The 24,517-nt window shown below is 32.9% G+C and carries 26 protein-coding genes; 12 read left to right on the plus strand and 14 right to left on the minus strand.

Annotated elements, in window-relative coordinates:
* Positions 1–14: 14 nt before the first annotated feature.
* On the minus strand, positions 15–692 hold the full coding sequence (locus HGK31_RS06405) for a Crp/Fnr family transcriptional regulator (protein WP_191859013.1): 678 nt from the start codon (positions 690–692) through the stop codon (positions 15–17).
* A 104-nt stretch (positions 693–796) separates the two neighbouring features.
* Here HGK31_RS06405 and HGK31_RS06410 point away from each other — a divergent pair, with 104 nt between their 5' ends.
* The 12 genes from HGK31_RS06410 (at position 797) to HGK31_RS06460 (ending at position 12,406) form a co-directional block, all read left to right on the plus strand.
* Complete coding sequence (locus tag HGK31_RS06410; protein ID WP_191859014.1) at positions 797–3,166, plus strand: heavy metal translocating P-type ATPase; 2,370 nt, start codon at positions 797–799, stop codon at positions 3,164–3,166.
* An 82-nt stretch (positions 3,167–3,248) separates the two neighbouring features.
* Entirely contained in the window at positions 3,249–3,437 is a 189-nt protein-coding gene (gene ccoS / locus HGK31_RS06415) for a cbb3-type cytochrome oxidase assembly protein CcoS (RefSeq protein ID WP_104734129.1), read from the plus strand.
* A gap of 5 nt (positions 3,438–3,442) precedes the next feature.
* The gene (gene ccoN / locus HGK31_RS06420) at positions 3,443–5,632 is read left to right on the plus strand and encodes a cytochrome-c oxidase, cbb3-type subunit I (protein WP_191859015.1); all 2,190 of its coding nucleotides are present in this window, start codon (positions 3,443–3,445) and stop codon (positions 5,630–5,632) included.
* Between the two features lie 4 nt (positions 5,633–5,636).
* Positions 5,637–5,822 (plus strand): CcoQ/FixQ family Cbb3-type cytochrome c oxidase assembly chaperone, encoded by a 186-nt coding sequence (locus tag HGK31_RS14665; protein WP_104734131.1) that lies wholly within the window; start codon positions 5,637–5,639, stop codon positions 5,820–5,822.
* Entirely contained in the window at positions 5,819–6,769 is a 951-nt protein-coding gene (locus HGK31_RS06425) for a cbb3-type cytochrome c oxidase N-terminal domain-containing protein (protein ID WP_191859016.1), read from the plus strand. The genes HGK31_RS14665 and HGK31_RS06425 overlap by 4 nt, the downstream gene beginning before the upstream one ends.
* Positions 6,770–6,789: 20 nt before the next feature.
* Positions 6,790–8,214, plus strand: a complete 1,425-nt coding sequence (ccoG, locus tag HGK31_RS06430; RefSeq protein ID WP_191859017.1) for a cytochrome c oxidase accessory protein CcoG — start codon at positions 6,790–6,792, stop codon at positions 8,212–8,214.
* Positions 8,215–8,224: 10 nt separating this feature from the next.
* A complete protein-coding gene (locus tag HGK31_RS06435; RefSeq protein WP_191859018.1) occupies positions 8,225–8,671 on the plus strand; it encodes a FixH family protein in 447 nt (148 codons plus the stop codon).
* Positions 8,672–9,373, plus strand: a complete 702-nt coding sequence (locus HGK31_RS06440; RefSeq protein ID WP_191859019.1) for a sulfite exporter TauE/SafE family protein — start codon at positions 8,672–8,674, stop codon at positions 9,371–9,373. It begins immediately after the preceding gene.
* A 67-nt stretch (positions 9,374–9,440) separates the two neighbouring features.
* Positions 9,441–9,875, plus strand: a complete 435-nt coding sequence (locus HGK31_RS06445) for an RrF2 family transcriptional regulator (RefSeq protein ID WP_191859020.1) — start codon at positions 9,441–9,443, stop codon at positions 9,873–9,875.
* Positions 9,876–9,922: 47 nt separating this feature from the next.
* Positions 9,923–10,657, plus strand: a complete 735-nt coding sequence (gene ric, locus HGK31_RS06450) for an iron-sulfur cluster repair di-iron protein (protein WP_191859021.1) — start codon at positions 9,923–9,925, stop codon at positions 10,655–10,657.
* A 104-nt stretch (positions 10,658–10,761) separates the two neighbouring features.
* Positions 10,762–11,955, plus strand: a complete 1,194-nt coding sequence (locus HGK31_RS06455; protein ID WP_191859022.1) for a hypothetical protein — start codon at positions 10,762–10,764, stop codon at positions 11,953–11,955.
* Positions 11,942–12,406, plus strand: a complete 465-nt coding sequence (locus tag HGK31_RS06460) for a hemerythrin domain-containing protein (protein WP_191859023.1) — start codon at positions 11,942–11,944, stop codon at positions 12,404–12,406. The genes HGK31_RS06455 and HGK31_RS06460 overlap by 14 nt, the downstream gene beginning before the upstream one ends.
* Positions 12,407–12,416: 10 nt before the next feature.
* On the opposite strand, the gene HGK31_RS06465 is transcribed toward HGK31_RS06460, so the two are convergent.
* From HGK31_RS06465 to HGK31_RS06525, 13 genes are all read right to left on the minus strand, one after another.
* Positions 12,417–14,417, minus strand: coding sequence for a TonB-copper family protein (locus tag HGK31_RS06465; RefSeq protein ID WP_191859024.1), 2,001 nt, complete (start codon positions 14,415–14,417; stop codon positions 12,417–12,419).
* 64 nt (positions 14,418–14,481) lie between these two features.
* A complete protein-coding gene (locus HGK31_RS06470; RefSeq protein ID WP_191859025.1) occupies positions 14,482–15,333 on the minus strand; it encodes a hypothetical protein in 852 nt (283 codons plus the stop codon).
* Between the two features lie 169 nt (positions 15,334–15,502).
* On the minus strand, positions 15,503–15,898 hold the full coding sequence (locus tag HGK31_RS06475) for a hypothetical protein (RefSeq protein ID WP_191859026.1): 396 nt from the start codon (positions 15,896–15,898) through the stop codon (positions 15,503–15,505).
* A 54-nt stretch (positions 15,899–15,952) separates the two neighbouring features.
* Positions 15,953–16,399, minus strand: a complete 447-nt coding sequence (locus HGK31_RS06480; protein WP_191859027.1) for a hypothetical protein — start codon at positions 16,397–16,399, stop codon at positions 15,953–15,955.
* A 2-nt stretch (positions 16,400–16,401) separates the two neighbouring features.
* Complete coding sequence (locus HGK31_RS06485; protein ID WP_104734144.1) at positions 16,402–17,184, minus strand: ABC transporter permease; 783 nt, start codon at positions 17,182–17,184, stop codon at positions 16,402–16,404.
* The gene (locus HGK31_RS06490) at positions 17,177–17,884 is read right to left on the minus strand and encodes an ABC transporter ATP-binding protein (protein WP_191859028.1); all 708 of its coding nucleotides are present in this window, start codon (positions 17,882–17,884) and stop codon (positions 17,177–17,179) included. The genes HGK31_RS06485 and HGK31_RS06490 overlap by 8 nt, the downstream gene beginning before the upstream one ends.
* Positions 17,878–19,113 carry a nitrous oxide reductase family maturation protein NosD gene (locus HGK31_RS06495; protein ID WP_233451016.1) on the minus strand — a complete coding sequence of 412 codons (1,236 nt, stop codon included), beginning with the start codon at positions 19,111–19,113 and terminating at the stop codon, positions 17,878–17,880. Before HGK31_RS06495 ends, HGK31_RS06490 begins: the two co-directional genes overlap by 7 nt.
* Positions 19,114–19,115: 2 nt before the next feature.
* Positions 19,116–19,553, minus strand: coding sequence for a nitrous oxide reductase accessory protein NosL (locus HGK31_RS06500; protein WP_191859029.1), 438 nt, complete (start codon positions 19,551–19,553; stop codon positions 19,116–19,118).
* Positions 19,554–19,596: 43 nt separating this feature from the next.
* Positions 19,597–20,196: a hypothetical protein gene (locus HGK31_RS06505; protein WP_191859030.1), complete on the minus strand. Its 600-nt coding sequence runs from the start codon at positions 20,194–20,196 to the stop codon at positions 19,597–19,599.
* A gap of 136 nt (positions 20,197–20,332) precedes the next feature.
* Complete coding sequence (gene nosZ / locus HGK31_RS06510; RefSeq protein ID WP_191859031.1) at positions 20,333–22,303, minus strand: Sec-dependent nitrous-oxide reductase; 1,971 nt, start codon at positions 22,301–22,303, stop codon at positions 20,333–20,335.
* A gap of 27 nt (positions 22,304–22,330) precedes the next feature.
* A complete protein-coding gene (locus tag HGK31_RS06515) occupies positions 22,331–22,912 on the minus strand; it encodes a fasciclin domain-containing protein (protein ID WP_191859032.1) in 582 nt (193 codons plus the stop codon).
* Between the two features lie 6 nt (positions 22,913–22,918).
* Positions 22,919–23,422 carry a c-type cytochrome gene (locus HGK31_RS06520; protein WP_191859033.1) on the minus strand — a complete coding sequence of 168 codons (504 nt, stop codon included), beginning with the start codon at positions 23,420–23,422 and terminating at the stop codon, positions 22,919–22,921.
* Positions 23,423–23,605: 183 nt separating this feature from the next.
* Complete coding sequence (locus HGK31_RS06525) at positions 23,606–24,439, minus strand: universal stress protein (protein WP_191859034.1); 834 nt, start codon at positions 24,437–24,439, stop codon at positions 23,606–23,608.
* Positions 24,440–24,517 lie beyond the last annotated feature (78 nt).

Raw genomic sequence — 24,517 nt, forward strand, 5'->3', positions numbered from 1 at the left:
TTGGGAGCGTTTTTTTATTCTATACGTTTAAGACCATTAACATCTTCAATTTTAATCTGCTTACCAGAAGTAGTTATCAAACCTTCTTTTTTTAGTTGAGACAATATTCTGATTGCAGATTCTGTAGCAGTTCCAACAATATTAGCATAATCCTCTCTAGACAAAACAACGCTCAAATACCCGTCATCATTATTCCCAAAATGTTCGTATATGTATAATAAGGATTCTGCTAATCGTTGTTTTACAGACTTTTGTGCCATATTAACAATCACATTGTCACTTTCCTTTAAGTCATGTGCCATCTGCTGCAAAACATCCATTGAGAAGTTCGAATTATTTTGGAGATCAGACATAATTTCACTTTTGGGAATAAAACAGACTTCCATATCATTTAATGCCACAGCACTCAAATTGGCTGATTCGTCACCAATCAACGAACGTTGACCCAGCAAATCGCCTTTCACAACAAGCTTGACAATTTGATCCTTTCCGTTGGCACTTAATTTCGAAAGTTTACAAATACCATCTTTAACACAGAATACACCATTAAGCATATCGCCTTCTTCAAAGATGACTTCACCTTTTTTTATGACTTTAGATGTTTTACATCCAGAGATGCGCAATAATTCATCCTTTGTTAATGCCTTTAAAGAGTTAAATTGCTTAATAATACATTGTTCACATTTACTCATACCCATATTAAATGTTTTGTAAATTTAGGCAAAACATGACAAAAATCATATATTGTTGACACATGTTTTGTGACTTTTGTAATAGGTAAATTGAGCAAATTATTATGAGCAAGGCTTCTTGTTTCCATTGTGGTGATATATGTATTTCAGAACTAATAACTTACAACGATAAATCTTTTTGTTGCAATGGTTGTAAAACAGTTTTTGAAATATTTCAAGAAAACGATTTAACTTGCTATTACGATTTACAAAATGCTCCAGGGGCTGTTCCAAAGGAAATAGCGGGAAAATATGATTTTCTTTCTCAAGAAAATATAATTGAAAAACTTACTGAATTCAATGATGGTAACATTCAAATTGTTACGTTATATATTCCACATATCCATTGTAGTTCTTGTATTTGGATTTTGGAAAACCTAACCAAACTAAATCCCAATATTAGTTCATCTCAAGTGAATTTTGGTAAAAAAAATGTACGTGTAACTTACAATTCAAAACAAGCATCACTCAAAGAAGTTGTTTTATTATTGAGTTCCATTGGCTATGAGCCTTATATATCACTAGACGATTTTAAAACAGGTAATCAGCATATAAACAGAACCTTAATTTACAAATTGGGTATAGCCGGTTTTGCCTTTGGTAATGTTATGTTTCTATCGTTTCCAGAATATTTTGAAGTAGGTGAGTTTTGGCTGGAAAAATATAAGCATCTATTTCGCTGGCTCATGTTTTTCTTTTCATTACCAGTAGTATTTTATGCTGGACAAGATTATTTCATTTCAGCTTACAAAGGCTTACGTTCCAAATTATTAAACATTGACGTACCAATAGCTCTCGGCTTAGCTGTGCTTTTTATACGAAGTACAGTTGAAATAATCTTTGATCTAGGCTCTGGCTTTTTTGACAGCTTAACTGGATTAGTCTTCTTTTTATTACTAGGAAAGTTTTTTCAACAAAAAACATATTCTTTTTTATCATTTGAAAGGGATTACAAATCCTACTTTCCTATTGCTGTGACCAAAATTTTTGAAGGAAAAGAAACACCTATTCAAGTTTATGACATTAAAAAAGGTGACAGATTACTTATAAGAAATGAGGAACTTATTCCTGTTGATGGTATTTTAATAAATGGTAAAGCACGCATTGATTACAGTTTTGTGACTGGAGAGTCTGAAACGGTTTCAAAACAATCTGGCGACAAACTTTTTGCTGGTGGCAAACAAACATCTGGAGTTATTGAAATGGAAGCCTTAAAATCTGTTGAGCAAAGTTACCTTACGCAATTATGGAGTAACGATGTTTTCAGTAAAAATAAGGATGATGGGTTTACTACTTTAACAAATGCTATTAGTAAACGATTTACTATTGCTGTTTTAAGTATTGCCATTTTAGCCACAAGCTATTGGTTGGTTGTAGATTCGTCAAAAGCTATGAATGTATTTACCGCTGTATTAATTATTGCTTGTCCCTGTGCCATTGCACTTTCAGCACCTTTCACTTACGGAAATTTACTGCGTATTTTCGGGAAATTAAAGTTCTATGTTAAAAATGCTTCAATTATGGAGCAATTAGCCAGTATAAATACGGTTATTTTTGATAAGACTGGAACAATTACCTCCAATCAAAAAAGTACAGCTAGCTATGAGGGGAAAGCACTTACTGGTTCTGAAGAAACACTTCTGAAGAACACACTACGTGGCTCAAACCATCCCTTAAGTAGAACACTTTATGATATTCTAGATGAACAAGATATCATTTCCTTAAATCACTTTGAAGAGCATTTAGGTCAGGGTATTGAAGCGTCTTATGAGCAAAACTCCATTAAAATAGGTTCGGCCAGTTTTGTTGGAGCAAATGAAACAGCTTTGCTTAATACTGCAGTTCATATAAGTGCAAATAGTCAATACAAAGGAAAATTCACGTTTTACAATAGTTATAGAAAAGGTATTTCAAAACTATTTAACAAACTGAAAAAAAACTATGACTTGGTGATTCTTTCAGGAGATAATGAAGGAGAACTGGAAAACTTAAAAAAACTTTTGCCTTCCAAAACAAAATTGATATTTAATCAAAAACCTGATGATAAATTAGAATACATTAAATATCATCAATCTGAAGGTGCTAAAGTGCTTATGGTTGGTGATGGCTTAAACGATGCTGGAGCATTAGCCCAAAGTAATGTAGGAATTGCTATTTCTGAAAATGTCAATGTATTTTCACCAGCTTGTGATGCTATTTTAGATGCTTCAAAAATCAATCAATTAGTTAAGTTTTTAAAAGCTTCTAAAAATGCTATAAAAATCATCAAATGGAGTTTTGTGTTGTCTTTTATTTACAACATTGTCGGACTCTATTTTGCAGTTACAGGTCAGCTAGCTCCAGTTGTAGCAGCTATTTTAATGCCTTTAAGTTCTATAAGTATTGTGGTGTTTACAACTATTGCAACTAATATAATAGGAAGAAAACTAGAATAATTACAAATAATATGAAACATGACTTATATCATATTTTTAAGTATCTTTTAATAATATTTTTGACAAATAACTTCAAATAGGTATGGGTGTTATATATATTTTATTGAGTATTAGCATAGTAGTTGCTATAATTTTCTTTATCGCTTTCATTTATGCTGTCAAAAATGGGCAGTATGATGATAGTTATACACCTTCAGTACGTATGCTTTTTGAAGATGAAATTATAAAAGATCAAAAAAATCCAACTGTTAAAACCAAAAAGACTAATTAATTATTATGGAAGTACAACAATTTCATTACGATAACAAAATCGTTAAAAATTTCCTATATGCTACAATGCTTTGGGGAGTTGTAGGTATGCTGGTAGGTTTATTACTAGCATTCATGTTTTTATTCCCCAATTTAACCGATGGTATTTCATGGTTAAGTTTTGGTCGTTTAAGACCCTTGCATACGAATGCTGTAATTTTTGCCTTTGTTGGAAATGCCATTTTTGCCGGTGTTTATTATTCCTCGCAACGCTTATTGAAAGCCAGAATGGCAAGTGACCTATTAAGTAAAATTAATTTTTGGGGATGGCAACTTATTATTGTTGGTGCTGCTATCACCTTACCATTAGGTTACACAACTTCAAAAGAGTATGCCGAATTAGAATGGCCTTTTGATATTGCTATTGCATTAGTTTGGGTTGTTTTCGGGTGGAATTTAATTGCTACCATTTTAAAACGTAGACAACGTCACCTTTACGTAGCACTTTGGTTTTATATAGCAACTTTTGTAACGGTTGCAGTACTGCATATTTTCAATAGTTTAGAAATGCCTGTAAGCGCCTTGAAAAGTTACTCGGTTTATGCAGGTGTTCAAGATGCACTAGTACAATGGTGGTACGGACACAATGCTGTTGCATTTTTCCTGACCACACCCTTTTTAGGATTGATGTATTATTTTGTTCCTAAAGCGGCTAACAGACCTGTTTACTCTTACAGATTATCTATTGTTCACTTCTGGTCACTTATTTTTATTTACATCTGGGCAGGACCTCACCACCTATTATATACAGCCTTACCTGAATGGGCTCAAAATTTAGGTGTCGCCTTTTCTGTTATGTTATTGATGCCATCTTGGGGTGGTATGATAAACGGATTATTAACATTACGTGGTGCCTGGGATAAAGTACGAACTGATCCTGTTTTAAAATTTATGGTTGTGGCCATTACTGGATATGGTATGGCAACCTTTGAAGGCCCTATGCTTTCACTTAAAAATGTAAATGCCATTGGACACTTTACCGATTGGATTATTGCGCATGTTCATGTTGGAGCGTTGGCTTGGAACGGTTTCCTAACCTTTGGTATGATATACTATTTAATACCAAGACTTTTCAAAACAAAATTATTCTCAATAGGTCTGGCTAATTTGCATTTCTGGATAGGAACTTTGGGAATAATCATATATGCGTTACCAATGTATGTAGCTGGTTTCACCCAAGCAAGTATGTGGAAACAATTCAATCCCGATGGTACATTGGTTTATGGAAACTTTTTAGAAACTGTTTCTGAAATCATTCCTATGTATTGGATGCGTGCTATAGGTGGTACCCTATTCATTACAGGAATGCTTATCATGATTTATAATGTAATTGTAACTATAAAATCAGGTAGTAAAGTTACTGATGAATTAGCCGAAGCACCTGCACTACAACGCGTGTCAAAACACCGAGTAGCTGGTGAAGGTTGGCATACTTGGTTAGAACGTAAACCAATAAGATTGACCATTTGGGCCACTATTGCTATATTAATTGGTGGTATTGTACAGATTGTTCCAACTATTATGGTAAAATCCAATATTCCAACTATTAGTAGTGTTCAACCTTATACACCATTGGAATTAGAAGGGCGTGACATTTACATTAGAGAAGGTTGTGTAGGTTGTCACTCACAAATGATTAGGCCCTTTAGAAGTGAAGTTGAACGATATGGTGAATACTCAAAAGCTGGTGAATATGTTTATGACCACCCTTTCCTTTGGGGAAGTAAACGTACAGGACCTGACCTACACCGTATAGGCGGTAAGTATTCAGATAACTGGCATTTAAACCATATGTACGATCCACAAAGTACCTCTTCTGGTTCTATCATGCCAGCTTACCAGTGGCTTGTTCATAATGAACTGGATAAATCACAAACCGAAGCTAAAATGAACGCTATGGTCAAGCTAGGTGTTCCTTATAGTGATGAAGACATAGTCAATGCACAAGAAGCCATGTTGGAACAAGGAACTCAAATAGAAAAGAACTTGTATGCTGACCCTGATTTTGCCGAAACATATGAGGCTGACAAACAATCAGGAGGAGCTGACTTTGTTGAAATGCGAAATCGTGAAATAGTAGCACTTATTGCATATTTACAACGATTAGGAACTGATATTAAAGTAACCGATTTAGAAGAAACAACCACTCAAAACTAGAATTATGCTAAAATTTGTAAAAAATCATATGGAGAGTATTACTGGTATTGAAATATACCCTATCATCTCCTTACTTATATTTTTCATTTTTTTTGTAGTCCTTTTTTGGTGGGTTTTTACCGCAAAAAAAGACTATATCAAGACTGTAAGCAATATCCCTTTAGATAACCAAAACCAAACAAAACTATGAGACAATATATCCCATCTTGGATAAGAGTTCCAGTAGTATTTTTTATAATCTATGGACTAGTAGAATATTTTATTGAATCAGGAGAAAAACCTGCATTCATGGAGCAACCTGTAATTATGCTTTTCCTAGTTTTGGTTTTGCTCATACTAGTTGCAGTAGAAGCCATAGTAAGTTCTATGGATAACATTTTATATCAAAGCCTGGATGCTAAAGCTAAAGCACGATACGATGCTAGAAAATCAAGTACACCAAAAGTTATTATCTGGATTCAGAATACTTACAAGAAACTATTAGGGCAAAAACCTGTTGAAGAAGAACATGAAATTATTTTAGATCACAACTATGATGGTATTAGAGAATTGGATAACGATTTACCACCTTGGTGGTTATATGGCTTTTATGCTTCCATAATATTTGGTGCTATCTATTTAATTAGATATCATGTTTTTAATGGTCCAAATCAATATGAAGAATTAGAGGCTAAATATGCTCAAGCAGAGATTGAAATAGAAGAATATAGGAGAACAGCAAAAGACCTTGTTGACATTAATACCGTTACTGTTTTAACAGATGCTGCTGATATTAAAGCTGGCCAAGTTATTTTTGAAGAAAACTGTGTGGCCTGTCATATGGCAGATGGAGGTGGTGGTATTGGTCCTAACCTAACCGATAAGTACTGGATTTTAGGTGGTGGTATAAAAAATGTTTTCAAAACCGTGTCAGAAGGTGGTAGAAATGGAAAAGGTATGATTGCTTGGAAACAAAGTTTAAAACCATCAGAAATTGCTCAAGTTTCTAGTTATGTCTTACAATTCGAAGGTACCACACCGGCAAAACCAAAAGAAGCTGAAGGCGAAATTTGGGTAGATGAAAATGCACCCGTTGAAGACATACCTACTGAAGCCATGGAAGTAAAAACAGATTCAATTATTACAATAGAAAATTAATATAATCTTGTAAAAAAACCGTGGAAGCTCCAGAAAACGAATCGTTTAGAGATTCGATAGGTACCATTAACGAAGACGGAAAACGCGCTTGGGTATATCCGAAAAAGCCCAGCGGACGCTATTACGAAAAACGTAAAATAGTTAGCTATTTATTATTAGTTTTTCTGTTTGCCGCGCCTTTTGTAAAAGTTAATGGTAATCAATTTCTGTTGTTTAATGTATTAGAACGACGGTTTAATATTTTTGGGTTTCCGTTTTGGCCACAAGATTTCCACCTGTTTGTAATCTCTATGATTATAGGTGTCGTATTTATTACATTTTTTACGGTTGGATTTGGAAGAGTTTTTTGTGGTTGGATTTGTCCACAAACCATTTTTATGGAAATGGTCTTTAGACGCATAGAATACTGGATTGATGGTGATAGAAATAAACAACGAAAACTAGATAGACAAAAATGGGATGCTGAAAAAATTAGAAAGCGCTTACTAAAGTGGTTCCTGTTTTTAATTATCTCGTTTTTAATAGCCAATGTTTTTTTAGCGTACTTGATAGGAAGTGATAAACTCATTAAGTATGTTATTGATGGGCCAACAGCACATTTAGGCACCTTGTTCCCATTAATCATATTTACAGCAGTTTTCTATTTTGTATTCGCCTGGTTTAGGGAACAAGTATGTATAATTGCCTGTCCATATGGTCGCTTGCAAGGTGTTCTTTTAGATAACAAATCAATTGTTGTCGCCTACGATCATAAACGTGGTGAAGGTGAAAACGGTCGAAAAAAGTTTAGAAAAAATGAAGATCGGGAAGCTTTAGGTCATGGCGATTGTATTGATTGTTTACAATGTGTACATGTTTGCCCTACTGGTATTGATATAAGAAATGGAACACAATTAGAATGCGTAAACTGTACTGCCTGTATTGATGAATGTGACCATATTATGGAAAGCATCAACCTTCCTAAAGGTTTAATACGTTATGCGAGTGAAAACGAAATAGAAAAGAAAGAAAAATTTAAGCTCACAGCTAGGATGAAAGGGTACATCGCTGTTCTTATCATTTTAATTGGTGTTTTAATTGGTATGTTGATGATTAGAAATGATGTTGAAGCCAGAGTTTTAAGGCTACCTGGACAACTATATGAGCACAAGGAAGGTGACATAATCAGCAATGTATTTACCTATAAATTAGTGAACAAAACAGTACATGAAATAAACAACGTGAGTTTTAAACTGCGAAAATATGATGGCGAAATCAAAGTTGTTTCCAATAGTGATAATATCATTATTCCTGAAGAAGGACTAGCCGAAGGAACATTGTTTATTGAAATTGATAAAAAAGATTTGACTGGTGATAAGAATAAATTAATAATTGAAGTTTACAGTGGTGATGAATTAATTGAAACTACAAGTGTAAACTTTTTAGGGCCTAGAAGTTATAATTAAGACAAGTGTTATGAAATTTAATTGGGGAACAGGTATTGTGATTGCTTTTGTAGGGTTTATTTCTTTCATCATGTATTTTGTGATTAGCATGAATACAGATAAAGCATTAGATCATGATTTAGTAACGGAAGATTACTATAAACAGGAATTAGAGTTTCAAAATGATATTGATAAAGAAAACAATTCTAAATCATTAACCAAAAATTTAACTTGGAAGAAAACCAATGAAGGTATCGTAATAACATTTCCTGAATCCCTGGAGATTAATAGCATAACAGGAAACGTGTTCCTATATAGACCATCTAATAAACAATTTGACTTTGAAACGGACATTTCTTTGTCAAACCACAATTTGCTCATACCTGACAAGCGTTTGTTAGATGGTCGTTGGAACATTAAAGTTGATTGGCAATATAACGGAAAATCATATCTCTACAAAAAAGAAATAATATACTAAATGCTATGGTCTGCAATTATATTGGGTTTATTAGGTAGCTTTCACTGTGTTGGCATGTGTGGTCCTATTGCCTTTATGTTACCTGTTGATCGCAGTAATTCATTCAAAAAAACAACTCAAATTTTTGCATACCACATTGGTCGTTTATTTGCTTACTCACTTATTGGACTTGTTTTTGGGTTAGTTGGAAAAAGTCTTTATTTGTTTGGTTTACAACAACAATTATCTATTGCCATTGGAATAGTTATGATTGTAATAATACTTATACCTGCAAAAACTTTTAATAAATATAATTTTTCAAAACCTATCTATAAATTAATTAGCAAAGTAAAATCTGGTTTGGGAAAAGCTTTAAAAAGAAAAACTGCTGATACTTTTTTAACTATTGGCTTTTTAAATGGCTTTTTACCTTGCGGTTTAGTTTATATGGCAGTTTTTGCCTCTTTAGCTATGCAAAGTGCTACTTATGGCGCTTTATATATGACTCTGTTTGGTTTAGGAACAATCCCTTTAATGACCGTTGCTATTTACTTGGGGAAGTTTTTAAATGTAACTGTCAAACAACGCATTCAGAAAGCTATTCCAGTGTTTGTTGTAATTATTGGATTGCTATTTATAATTAGAGGACTAGGTTTAGGCATACCTTACCTCTCTCCTGCTCCAATTGTTGAAACAGCCGATGGAATTATTGAATGTCATTAAATATTTTATTTAAGATAATTTTGTCCGAATTAAATTTTACATTAAATTTGTATTAAATTACTAACGTATGTTTTCCAAAGCTTGTGAATACGGTATTAAAGCATCTATATTTATAGCCATCAGCTCATCTGAAGGAAAGCGTGTTACTCCTAAGGAAATTGCCGAAGAGATAAATTCCCCACAAGCATTTACAGCAAAAATATTACAAGCGCTTGTAAAGCACGATGTCATTAATTCTGTTAAAGGAGCTTACGGTGGTTTTGAGATTGATAAAAATCAGATAAATAAAATTAAACTAGCTCAAATTGTAAATGCCATTGATGGTGATAAAATTTATAGAGGTTGTGGATTAGGCCTTGAAAAATGTGATGAAAACCATCCTTGTCCTGTTCATGACAAATTTAAAAGTATTCGTAACAATTTACAGTTTATGTTAGAACATACAACATTAGAGGAACTAGCCCTTGATATTAAATCTGGTGCTTCGTTTTTAAAAGTCTAAAAAAAATTAATATTAAATAGGATATTTTTATCCGAAATAAAAACAATATGGAAACATTAGAAAAAAATACTCAAAAACAAATTGGTGAATATGTTGCAGAAGATTATAGAACGGCTGCTGTATTCTCGAAATACAAAATTGACTTTTGCTGTAATGGTGGCAGAACCCTAGATGAAGCTTGCCAAAAAAAGGATATAGACAGTAACCAATTGCTCGATGAACTTAATGCTGTTTTAAATAATAAAGGCAACCAAGCCATAGACTACAAATCGTGGCCTTTAGATTTGTTAATTGATTATATAGAGAAAAAACATCATCGCTATGTTGAAGAAAAAATTCCTGTAATTCGTCAGTTTTTAAACAAACTGTGTCGTGTTCATGGTGAGCGTCATCCAGAATTATTTAAAATTAATGAATTGTTTACTGGTTCAGCTGGTGATTTGGCAGCTCACATGAAAAAAGAAGAACTCATTCTTTTTCCATATATCAAAAAAATGGTTAACGCAACTTTAGACGGAAAAGCTATTGAAGCACCACATTTTGGTACGGTCGAAAACCCTATTGCCTTGATGAAAGAGGAACATGATAATGAAGGTGGTCGTTTTAGAGAAATAGCAGCCTTAACCGATAATTACAATCCGCCTACAGATGCATGTAACACGTATAGAGTTACGTTTGCTATGCTAAATGAGTTTGAGCAAGATTTACATTTACATATCCATTTAGAAAATAATATACTGTTTCCTCAAGCCATAAAATTGGAACAGTTGTTTAGTGAGTAGTACTTAATAATTAGTTTGTTTGTTTAAATTCCAGAAAGTTAACCTAAAGGCTTTCTGGAATTTTTATTTAAAAATTCCTATTTTAAATTTCTATAAAATATTTCATGCTCAAAAAACTAGTATTAGTTAGCTTATTAAACTTCCTGATTGCCGCAATAATGGGTTTGTTATTACGGTATTCATTTTTGGGAGATTTACCCATTAATTATCGATATCTAACACATGCACATTCACATGTTGCTATGTTAGGCTGGGTGTATTTAATGTTATACACTTTTTATGTGTATTACTTTATTCCTGATAAAAAACCCACTTACAATCGCTTATTTTGGCTCACTGAATTTGCTGTTATTGGTATGCTGTTGAGTTTCCCTTTTCAAGGTTATGCTGCCATATCAATAACGTTTTCTACGCTTCATATTCTATGTAGTTACTATTTTGTTTATTTAATATGGAAGCACTTTAAATCTGATTCTAAAGTCACCAAACTTTTAGTGAGAGCTTCGCTCCTATTCATGCTGGTTTCAACCCTTGGTGTTTGGTGTTTGGGTCCAGCAGTTTCAACATTTGGTAAAGCTTCAGCATTTTATCAAATAGCCATTCAATTCTTTCTACATTTTCAATTTAATGGGTGGTTTTTAATTGGCGTTATTGCTATATTCTTTCACTTACTACAGATTAAAAACTCAAAAGCATTTAAACACTTTTTTATTCTGTTAATTATCTCAACCATTCTAACCCTTGCATTACCTATACAATGGTTTGCACCTCATAATAGTTTGTTTTGGATAAACACGATTGGTATTACCCTACAAATAATAGCTTTAATCCTGTTCTTTAAATTGATTAATCCTCAATTATCAAAATTTTTCATAAAACAAACAAGTCTTACTCGAAATCTATTTCTGTTTGCCATTGCTTGCTTGGTATTAAAAATAGTATTACAATTTACAGCGTTACTACCTGAATTTTCTCAAGTTGTTTACGAACATCGAAATTTTGTAATTGGATTCATTCATCTTACTATGCTAGGTGTTATTTCTGGGTTTTTATTTGCTCTAATATTACAGAACAACCTTGTTAGATTTTCTAAAACCATGCAGTTTGGAGTCTATTCATTTATTTTAGGATTTCTGCTGACCGAATTATTAATTGCCCTTCAAGGATATAGATATTATATAGGCGAAGGTATCATTGCGCATTATTATTTATTGTTATTTCTATTTAGTATTTTACTCCCACTAGGCATAAGCTTTTTAATTATCAATATCAAATCAACAACCTATGAAACATCATAAACCACAGAAACGCCATATAGCTTTGCAACCCTTAAGCAGAGAACATCATCATGGCCTATTACTGTGCTGGAAGATAAAAATGGGATTTAAAAAGAATATATCGTCTGAAAGAATTTGGAAGTATGCCAATTGGTTTTACGAAACACATTTAATTCCGCATTTTGAAATTGAAGAAAAACATGTCTTCCCTATTCTTGATAACACCAATAATCTCGTAAATGAAGCTATAGAGCAACATAGAGAACTACAAATGCTATTTACAGAATCTAACAAGGCCACAAACACCTTGTCAGCTATTGAAGTATTATTGGAAAAACACATTCGTTTTGAAGAACGTGTGCTGTTTCCTGAAATACAAAATATGGCTAGTGAAGCCCAAATGTTAGATATTGAAAAAATGCATCAATCAGAATCGTTTCAAGATAATCTGACTGACGCATTTTGGAAATAAGATATTTATTTTACCTAATTACAAACGACGCATTAACATAAAAATTTCGACCTTGTCTGGGTATATTATTCCAGTCGGCATATGTTGAATAAAAGGTATCTAAAATATTTTCAACACCATATTTAAACACCATTTTATTACTTTTTAAGTTTACAATATTACCTAAATTTAAATTCAATACGCCATAGGCAGGTGTTTCATCTTCGCCATAAAAACTACTAAAACGCGTTTGGTTTCCATTACCTTCTAATTGCAAAGCTGCATTAAATTTTGATGTTGTATACGCTACTTCAGCTAGATATGAAATTGGCCTTATAATTGGTAAAGGTTCGTCATTACTGCCTTGTCCATAATTATACCCAATTGTTCCATTAAATGATAATGTTTTGGAAAAATTATATGATGTATTTAAATACACATCAAAAATAGATGCATGTTCTATTCCTGTATAAATCTTAACACCTGTTGCTCCAATAGTCATAGGGCTCAATGTTGGATCTATTTCACCAATTATATAATCCATAATATAGAAATACGAACTTTCAATACCTACTTTAAAGTTTTTTAAGTAGTAATTAAATTTAATATTCGTTTCAATTGATTTTTCATTATTTAAATACGGATTGCCTATATAATCAAAATTATCAAAACTGTTGAATAAGAAAAAACCATAACCTTCACTTACAGATGGTGCGCGTTCGCCATAACCTAAACCAAAGGCAAAATCATAATTATCTTTTTTTAATTGATAATCAGCTGAAACGCCCATTAAAAATCGGTTTTTAGAATCGGTTAATTCTGGATAGAATATTTGTAAACTTTCTAAACCGACTTCCTCGCCTATTGTATTATTCTGAAAACCAAATCTAGTTGAAGCCGAAAAAGTTGACGTTCCACTTAATGCATAAGTATCTTTAGCATAAATACCCGAATATAAGGTTCTAATATCTGGCCATGTGTACATAAACATAAGCGGTTGGTTAGAATCGTTAGGATACATGGTCATTTCAGCTAAAGAACGATTATAAAATCCGTTTAAATTGAACAATAAATTGTGTTTGTTTTCTTCAATTTTCACCTTACTGTAAAAGCCATAGGTATCGCTCCATCCAGGCATATCCATGCGAATAGGTACATCTGGCCGTTGCGAATCATCCATAATATGTGTTATGGTATTGAAATATAGTTTAGATTCCCAATTCTTGATAAACGTAGAGTCGCTTTTGAATGTATGTGTAACCGATGTTATTAAAGCTTCAGCAAGCGACACATCCATTGGTAATGCCGGATAACCAACGTCGGTGGCTTTATCATAAATTACATTAGCATCTAACTGATGCTTATCTGATAATTTATAACCGCCTTGTAATGAAATATTATACTTCTGAAATTGTGAATACAAGACTTCTTGATTACCTCCAGCATCATAATTGTCAGATTTTCTAAAAATACCATCAGCATTCAAATAAAAGGTATTTCCAGAGTATTCAACATCCAATCCAGCGGTTCTGTAATTACCATTAGTTTCGTAACCCAAATCTACACTCGATTTTAAACCAAAATCATAATATTTAGATTCTGGTAGTTGCAAATCAATGGCGCCACCAACACAATGCCCATTTTCGGTACCTTCTTGACCTGATGCAATGGTAACTTTCTTTAAGTTAGATACATCAACGTATGATGTAATAGGATCCATTTTATCTGTACAGGCGCCAAATATTTGCATACCATCAATGGTTACGTTCAGTCGCTCGCTAGTCATGTTGCTCAATGTGGGCTCCCAAGCATAATTACCACGTTTAATCATAGTAATACGATTAGATTTTTCTAAATAATCGTCTATACTAGATAATGTTTTCTCTTGACGGTAGTTACTTAATTTACGTTGTGTGATTAAAATAACCTCATCTAATTGCGTTGTATCCTTTTTTTCTATTGAAGGTAAAGTGTCTTGACCAAATGAAAACGTACTATATATAACGCCCAATACTATTATGAGCTTTTTCATGACTTTAGTGTTTAATGAGATTCATAGATGGTAATATCATCTATGAAATCTCATATTTAGTAAATTAAAACTCTAATTCTAGATATAAGCTACTTTGCTCATTGCCATCAGTTACATCTTCCCCTTTTATAACCTCATCATCTGCATTCATAAGTTTTAAGTTTAACACCCAATACCCTGTCATAGTTAATGATAGGTTGGCATGATACTTATTGTCAGCCACATTAAACGTTAAATTGGTATTATTTGGCGAAGTATGATTACCCATTCCTGGCATACGAGGATCTAGTGTTAAGATGTAGTTTTCTACAACTGGAAAGGACATCATATTTTCCATTTTATAAACACCTACTACCAAATCATTATTCCCGATAATTGGGTTTTCTGGCTCTATAATAGCAACAACATAACGACTCGAATCCGTTCCCATAAAACTTGATACGTTTTGATTATCATTTTGCATAACTGTAATCGTATCTGAAACCATATAATCAACACCATCAATAATGTAGTCAAGCATTAATGACCAACCTGATCCGTCTGTATTAGTCATTTGATAAACAATAGTTCCTGTATAAACCGTGTTTTTTCCACTAGCCTTTACTGGATTTGTGTTTGGGCAAGAGTGTTGCATGGTTGGCATTTGCATCATTGGCACCCAACTCATTGTAGCATTCTCAATATAATTATTGGTTGATTTGTCTTTAATGCGAATACTTACCGCGTTATAGCCTGTATAGAACATACCTGATTTGTTGTATAATTCAATAGTATGCGTATCGTTATCTAATTCTTGAATAAGTCTTAACCCTTCAACTTCACTCGTTGGAGGTGTGAAATCATCATTTTCGTCATCTGAACACGATACTGTAAATAGTGCTAAAAAAAGGATTGGTAATATATATTTAAGTTTCATTTTAATATGTTTTAGAGCATATCAATTGCTGGTAACATCACTAGAAGTTACATGCATTGACATTGAGTTTAAAGTATTATTTTTTGAACTTTTGATGCAGAATCCCGCTCCTGGCTTATTATATCAAGCTAGACCAAGAAAAAAACATCGTATTTAAATTGATAGAAACTTAAGCGAAGTTTGGAGGTGGTGTATCAATTGAGAGATATGTTTCAGTAATGATTGGTGTTTGATAAAACACTTTGTTTTTATTTATATGAAAAGAAATAAATTGGGATTCAACAGCATTAATATCGGACACAAAATATACATCTAAAACAACACGCTTGCTTTCTTGAACTGGTGCTTTACCATTGGTTCCAGATTCGTTTTGTGCTAACTGTTTTTTTAAATGACATTTACCATTACAACCTTGTTGGTCATCTTTCTGAATACAAAGTGTTTTGGCTATAAAATCTTGATTTGCTAAATAATCACCCACAATAACCAACGTATTGATATTATGAGCTAGTAGAATAACTACTAAAACATACGCTGTTATTTTATGGGTTATACTTTTAATCATGGTACAAATTTAATTCATCTTTTTATGTTGAAACATGATATTGGTCACATTTTATTATAATTTGAAGTGTTCAAAGTAAGCCTGAATTAATGCCTGCAAATTAGTCAATGCCTCTGTTGCATCTGATACATTTTCAGTTTTACGAAGTATAGAAATTTCATCTAACATAGGAACCAAAACAACGTGCAATTGATCATGTGGATCACCTGTCATAGTGCAGTTTTTAATTATATAACTGGTTTGCTTGGACAAGGAATCACCCAAAGTTTTATAATTGGTGTTTTCCTTTTTTTTAAAGTCCGAAATTATAGCGTTCATTTTTGTGACACCTTCATGCGTTTCTGTATTCACTAACCATTTGTCACCTGCATTTAATTTTAAACTTAAGGAATCAACTATTGAAATATCGTCAACTGTATTATTAGCTTCAGTTTTTACTTCTTTTTTACAACTCACTAATGAGAGTAACACAATAACAACTATTAAATTTGATACTTTCATAATTAAAAATCTTTTCTTTTAGATTTAAACATAATGCGTAATACGGGTAGAACAACCCAAACTATGAGCATAATAAAAGATACTATGAGTCCGAAACTTGTGCCAAAAAATTGTTTAAAAATAGCTCCTGTATAGCCTAGCAATGCAGAAATATCAAGCTTCAGCAGAATTAGAGTCCTTGACAAATCAATCGGGTTTAGCATGGTTCCGATTAATGATAATTTGTCTAATGGATAATCTTCAAATAAAATAAGTGTCATTAAAAATAATCCATCATAAATTACTGCTAAAAACAACCATAATAATATGGCGTAACCAAAGCCTTTTATCTTATTCTCGTTAGATAAAGCAATATTAAATGCTAAAGCTGTAAATATGAGTGTTAAAAACGAACCTGTTATTAACAGTAAAGAAAAGTCCCAAATGGCATTACTTTTAAACAAACCATAAAACACAAATGGGATACCTAAACCTAGAATTAAACTCATAGATAATGATAATGCCACGCCTAAATACTGCCCAAGAAAAATGGACGATCGTTTTAAGGGTTGTGCTAACAGCAATTCGGTAAACTCTTTTGAATTATAATAATACATCACGCCAAAAATGGTTCCTATTAATGGTACTAATACTATGATTACGTTCATTAGAGTAATCACTGCTTTAGATAAATCATTATTCAAAAACAAAAGCACGACTCCCAGCAATAAATAAAAGGCGAAATACACATAACTCCATCGGCTACGCATAAGGTCGAAAAAACTATATTTTAAAATTTTAAGCATGATTCTCTAATAATATAGACGCAATAGCATGTTCAAAATCTGGCTGATTGGTCTTGGTTTTTAATTCTGAAATAGTGCCTTTAAAATAAATTTTACCTTCTAGGATAAATACAATTTCATCAGACACTTCTTCTACAAAACTCATGATGTGCGAGGTAATAAGGATTGTTTTTCCTTTTGCTTTCTCTACTTGTATAAGCTCCTTTAAACGAATTAAGGAAATAGGGTCTAACCCAGTTGTTGGTTCATCTAGAATAATTAAAGGACTATCAAACATAAAGGTTAAAACTAGGTTTACTTTTTGTTTGGTTCCTCCTGAAAGGTTACCCAATTTTTTATCTAAAAAGGGTTGTAACTTAAATAGCTCAATTAAACGCTCATCTTCATTGGTGATTTTTCGTAAATCCTTTATCATACGAATCAACTCTTTTACCTTTAAATTACTAGGGAAATTAGCTATTTGTGGCAGGTAATCAATTTGATGTCTGTAGTTAGGGTTTTTCTTAATATTTTTACCTTGTACGTTAATGGTTCCTTGATCTGGAATTACCATACCTAAAACCGATTTAATTAAAGTCGTTTTACCCGAACCATTTGGTCCTAGAACAGCAAATATACCACCATCCTTAATGCTTAAATCAACGCCTTTAAGCACTTCGTTTTTGCCGAATTTTTTATGTAGATTTTCAATATTTACCATGTTATACGTTTTGTTTGCGGATTATTATCCATAAGATTATCTGGTGTAAATACTGGCGATACTTTTTCTGAAAAATCAATTATATCTATAAATAAACTACGCAATAAAATTATAGTTTCTGGTGTACGGTTTACGATATACGAAAAAAGCTTTACAGGTCTATAAGGCACGTCGCCTATACCATCTTTATCTAAATCATAACCTGTGTAATTACTCCAGTAGTTTCTATCAAAAATATTATCATTAACCTTACTATTGTATGAAATATCAAAGGAATTATATAAAAAATTATTCTCAATAAAACGGTTGGTATAGCAGGCTCCTTTTACTTTAACAGCCCAACCATTATTAGAAAAATTGTTGTTTTTATAAGTTATTCTGTTAGAACCTTCAATATTAATTCCAATGGTATTTTCTTTAAAACTATTTCCGGTTATTTCAGAATCATTTATTTCTTTTAATAGTAAACCATAAGATGCAGTTCCCCAGTTTTCTTTAAAGGTATTGTTAACCATTTTTATTTTCTTTGAGAACATAACCGCTACACCTGCTCCATTATTTTCAAACGTGTTGTCTTGATACACATCATCATTTGAAAACATAAAGTGTAAACCATAACGCAAATTTTCAGCACTTACATTATTTTTAATAATGCAATTGTCAGAAAACTCTAAATAAATACCATCGCGTACATGTTCAACAAAGTTATGCTCAATATCTACGTAGTGGCTGTACCATAATTGAATACCATTACCCGAATTATACTCTTCAACAGCATCACCAATTATTTTGTTGTGATACACTTTTCCGTAACTCGATTTTTCAATGTAGATACCAAAGAACAATTTCTCTAAAACAAGATTTTGTATCACAAAATGCTTGCTTCTTTTTACTCGTATAGCTGCATAATCTTCTGTATAGCTATTCCCAACATTTATAATAAATAAACCATCTACTGTAACACTATCAGACACTACTGTAATAACCTCTCCTTTTAATTCACCATCAATTACTGGATAATTTTCACCAATAAGCGTTAAAGGCTTATCTACAAGCACATTATACTCTTTGTAAGTTCCTTTTTTTACTACAACAGTATCGTAGGGTTTGGCTGCAGAAATACCATCCTTCAAGGTAGTAACTGGGCACGTTTTGCATACTTCAATAGTTTGCGCATACATGCTGGTTACCATAAACATGGTAGCTATAAAACCGAGCTTAAAATTCATGTTTAGTCGTTAAAGTGCATTAATAATTCTTGCCACGTGTAGAGTGTTCCATCTTTTTCAGATAGCACGTATTTAGCATCAGCTTCTTCTTTAAAAGCCGATAAAAAGGCTCCCATTGGGCTAGGTACATTTTTACTTATTAAAAATGTAGCCTTTGTAGCGTCAATTAATTCTCCGGGTTCAGAATAATTATTGGACAAGTACAATTCTATTTCAGAAGTGTCAAACTCATCCATAAAATTAATCATACATTCGGTAGCATCAAATTTATAGACCTTGCCTTTTGTGGTTACAATTTCAGCAGCATGTAACTTATCAACAATAGTCATCTTACAAAAGTGACAGCCGTCATTGACGTAGTCAATAGGCTTTGGTGATACGTTACAGCTTACTAGCATTATCATCAATAGAATTGCTAGATAGTGTTTTAGTGTTTGCATTTTCTTTTAGTGTTTTAGTGTTTTTTACTGTAATACCTGTTTGTTACATATCTAAAGAGTTTTTATGGTTTTTCTTACCAACTAAATAGGCCATTAAGGATGTTGCTATTCCTAATCCTAAAAATAAGGCTCCTAATCGTGGGTATGAATGTGCTCTAAAGTTAAGAATATCTTTACTGCCAAATAATGGCGGTTGAAAACCCATTTGTGTACCATCAGGATTTGTAAATTTCATAATAGCTTTGGGATCTAAATTATGACCATAGTCATGCTCCCATATGTAAAAATCATACAACCCAGCACTGCTTAAAACAACCATGAGTATAAACCAATATAAAAACCATTTGTAATTGCCTTTAAATGCAATAGCCAAACCAATTATAGTTGTTATTATAATGCCTGCAGGGAAAATTTTGAATTCAGGAATAGCATCTGGAATATACTTCATTCCTACATAATGATTCATGAGGTTGATGTTTTTAATATCATGCGGATTAGCATCTGAAAAATCATTAATGTGAATATACATTCCCAATGGTGTTGGGTATTGTGGTGCTTCTAATGTAATTTTCCAAAGTGGGAATAAAAATAATCCAAGTGGTAGAATGGCTGCAAGCAGCATGATGATATTAGACTTTTTCATCGTGATAAAATTAGTGGTTTTAATCTCCTACTCGTGCAGGAATAATAGTGTTTTTAAAAAGAAAGGCGAGAGCGAAATAATTACTCTCGCCTTTGATAGGAAAATAAACACTAAAACAAAATTCTCCTAATCTGTTTTATTCTATATCTTCTCCCATTGACCATTTTAATGGTGTGTTAGCATTTGCAGGAGATACGCGAATATAACCTTGCATCTCTTGGTGTAATGCTGAACAGAAATCTGTACAATAGAATGGCCATACACCAACTTTTGTTGGCTCCCAAACCGATGTTTTAGTTTGCCCTGGCATAATCAATAATTCAGAGGTGTTTTGACCTATTACAGCAAATCCGTGTGGTACATCAAAATCTTGTTCTAAATTAGTTACGTGGAAATATACTTTATCACCAACTTTTATACCTTCAATATTATCTGGTGAAAAGTGACTACGAATGGTTGTCATATAGATATGTACATTATTACCATCTCTAACAACTTTTGTATCATCATCAGAAAATGCAGCGTAAGGATGCTTGTTATCCTCTAAATCATATATTTTTTGAGAACGTTCTTTAATAAGGTCAGCTTTCATAGCTGCAGCATAATGTGGCTCGCCATGTGTTGGGAAATCTAATAACAATTCCATTTTATCTCCCGAAATATCATACAATTGTGCACTATGCTCCAATTCTGGACCTGTTGGTAAATAACGATCCTTTGTGATTTTATTCATAGCAAACATATATTTCCCTTGTGGCTTTCTAGAGTTACCACCTGGAATAGTTAAATGTCCTACAGAATAATACGTTGGCTGTCTATCTAAAACCTCCCATGTACCTAATTTCCACTTCACTACTTCCGAAGAAATAAAGAACGTAGTATAAGCATTTCCATTAGCATCAAATTCAGTATGTAATGGGCCTAAACCAGCCTGCTCTACAACACCAGCTAATACATCTTCAAAATTTAAAATTGGAATACCATAAGCATCTCCAGCAAACTTTTTGTCCTCAATTGCTGCCAACATATTTTTAAATGAGTGTACCGTTAAATTTGCCGATAACTTACCATTTCCAATAATGTATTCACCTGAAGGATCAACATCACAACCGTGAGGCGATTTAGGTGTTGGTAATAAATATACCGCTCCTGGTACTTCTGATGGATTAACCACAAGCACCTCTTTTTTCATTGTAGAAGTAGCTGTATGCGTGGCCTCATCATATACATTATGAGCATATTCAGCAGGCATCATAGTACCACCACCATTATTCACATATTCTTCAATTTTCTTCCAGTTAATAGCAGCAATAAAATCTTTATCATTTTGTGACGCATTAACTTCTAACAAGGTACTAGCCTCTTCTGTATTATAGGTTGAGAAAAAGAACCAACCGTGAGATGCACCACGACCTGGATGCGCTAAATCATAATTAAAACCAGGCATTAAAACTTGGAATTTAATATCCATATGGCCATGTTCTGGCTCTACACTAATAAATGATAAGGCTCCTTGAAAGTTTCCTTTGTAGTCTTTAATTGGCATATCGCGTTGAGGAACTGGAACAGAAAAACGGGTTCCTGCTACTACATACTCAGTGTTTTCAGTTACAAAAGAGGAACTGTGATTACCAGCACTGTTAGGCACCTCAATAATCTCGGTAGTCTCAAATGTTTTTAAATCTATTTTCGCAATTCTTGGCGTGTTGTTTTCATTAATAAAAATGAAACGACCATCAATCTCTCCATTGGTTTGAGAAATATCTGGATGGTGTGAATCTCCCCAAGGAATAAAACCGTGAGAGGTGTTTAACATAGGTTTTGTTTCTTCAGAATAACCATACCCTGACGTTGGAAATTGAGAAAACACAGGGATTTCTTTAAACATACGCCCTGATGGTAATCCGTAAACGGTTAAGTTACCGCTATAACCTCCTGAAATAAAAGCATAAAATTCATCATGTTCTCCAGGTGCTACATACACCTTTTCTGCAACATTACTAGATAAAGCTCCAGATTTTGCATTTGATTTTTTGGTGTCGTCACAACTTGTAAATGCTATAAGAACAGTTACAAGCGCAGCTACTGATTTTAAAATATTCTTCATTGTTTATTTATTAATTGAGTTAGTGATTTATTTTTCTTCTGTTGGTGGTAATAATACCTTATCAACCACATGTACAATACCATTACCAGCTTTCACACTTGCAATAATGTTAGCGCCTCCAATTACTGGTTTACCATCAACAACCTCAACTTGAACGTATTGATTGTTGGCTTGACCTAGTTTTGGAAGTTTAGTAAGAATAGATGTACTTAAATTACCAGGTGTTACATGATACTTTAAAATGTTAGCCAGAACTTCTTTATTTTCTGGTTTAAGTAGATCGTCAATAGTACCCTCTGGTAAAGCTGCAAAAGCTGCATCAGTTGGTGCAAAAACGGTAAGTGGACCAACATTAACCAAGGCATTCTCTACTTGCGCAGCTTGTACGGCTGCTACTAGTGTCTTGTGATCTGGTGAACCAATGGCAATTTGCAAGCAATTGGGCGTGGCTTCATCATCTTCAATAAAAGCTTGTCCAGAGCGTTCAGTTGTTGTTTTTTCAGTTTCTGTAACTGTACTAGTCGTTGAGGCTTCCTGATTCTCGTTTTTACATGCGAAAAGTAAACTTACACATGCCAAAACAAAAAATAACTGTTTAAATGTATTCATAATGTATTATTTTAGTGTTCTAAAGTATTCTAATACGGCTCTAGCATCTTCTTCTGAAAGATTCTGGTTTGCCATTGGCGAACCATTAAACTCTATCAATAAGTCCTTTGCTAATGGATCATTTTTAACCATCTCTTCTGGATTCAAAATCATGTTCATAACCCATTCAGGAGTTCTACGTTCTAATATGCCTGTAGGTGCAGGACCAATAAATTTTTTGTCTGGTCTGTGACATGCGGTACACATTTTCTTGAATACATCTTCACCATGGGTAGCCATTGACTGATCAATATCGGCTGCAAGATCAACTGAAGTAATTGGACCAACGCCTTTATTAGTAAGATCTACACGTTTTGATGCTGGAACTTTTTCTTCTTTTTTAGTGACGGTTTCAGTTTTAGTTGATTTCTTTTCGTAAGAAAATTTTTCTTCTTTTTTTTCTTCTTTACCACCACAGCTAATAACTAGTAGGACAAATAATAGGGTCATTAATTTTAGTGTTGTTTTCATGTTATTTATAATTTGTACAACAAAACTAAATACTAAAAAGCTTTAAAAACATGACAAAAATCATATTTCGGATATTTTTATCCTATTTAAAAATTGTAACTACAAATACTACTGATAATAAGCACTCTGGCACAAAAAAAAATCAAGCTTAAGGCTTGATTTTTTTATGATATTTATCTGAATTTATATTTTAAATGTCATCACAGGAAGTGTTGAATGATTGGCAATATCTTCTGATATACTCCCTTCAAAGAAATGCGCTAGACCTTTTCTACCATGTGTAGCAATAGCTATCAAATCGGCTCCTACCAAATTAGAGAAATTGGTAATACCCTTCTCTACCGTATAATCACTTACATAAGTTACGTTAGATAAATTATCTAAATTACCATCGGCTTTCTTTAAAAAGCTAACAACCTTGCCCTCCATTTCGGCAGTGCTTCTGAAATTTTCACTTGGTAAATTAACATAGATCATATGCATTTTTGATTGTAAGCTTTCAAACATGTTTTTAGCGTTTATGTAGGCTGAAACAGATTCTTCAGAAAAATCACAAGCAAAAACAACATTATCAAACTCTGTTAATATAGGATTGTGTTTAATAACCAAAACAGGTACTTCTGAATACCTCACAACTTTCTCGGTGTTTGAACCTATAAAAAATTCTTTAATACCACTGGTACCATGAGAACCCATAACCACCAAATCGGCACCTTGTTCTTTAGCAACCTCATTTACTTCACTAAATACTTTAAAGTGCTTCACAATAGGTGTTACTTTTAAGCCTTCTAAATAGTCTTTATCTAAAAATTCGTTAAATCGTTTTTCTGCCAATTTTAAGAAAAAGACCGTTTCCATTTGCATCTCATTCTCGCCTTTAGTTAATATGGCTTCAGACATTTCCAACATGTGTAAGGCTAAAATCTCGGCATTGTTTTTTTTGGCAAGCATGGCAGCCGTTTCTAATGCGTAATCTGAATATTCAGAAAAATCTATAGGGACTATTATTTTTTTCATGGTTTCTAATTTTAAGTTAAACAAATACTACTATAATTTACGATATTTTTTACAGAACCTTTCTTATTATCAATGCTT

It is taken from the genome of Hanstruepera ponticola (genome assembly GCF_012931685.1).
Classification (GTDB): domain Bacteria; phylum Bacteroidota; class Bacteroidia; order Flavobacteriales; family Flavobacteriaceae; genus Hanstruepera; species Hanstruepera ponticola.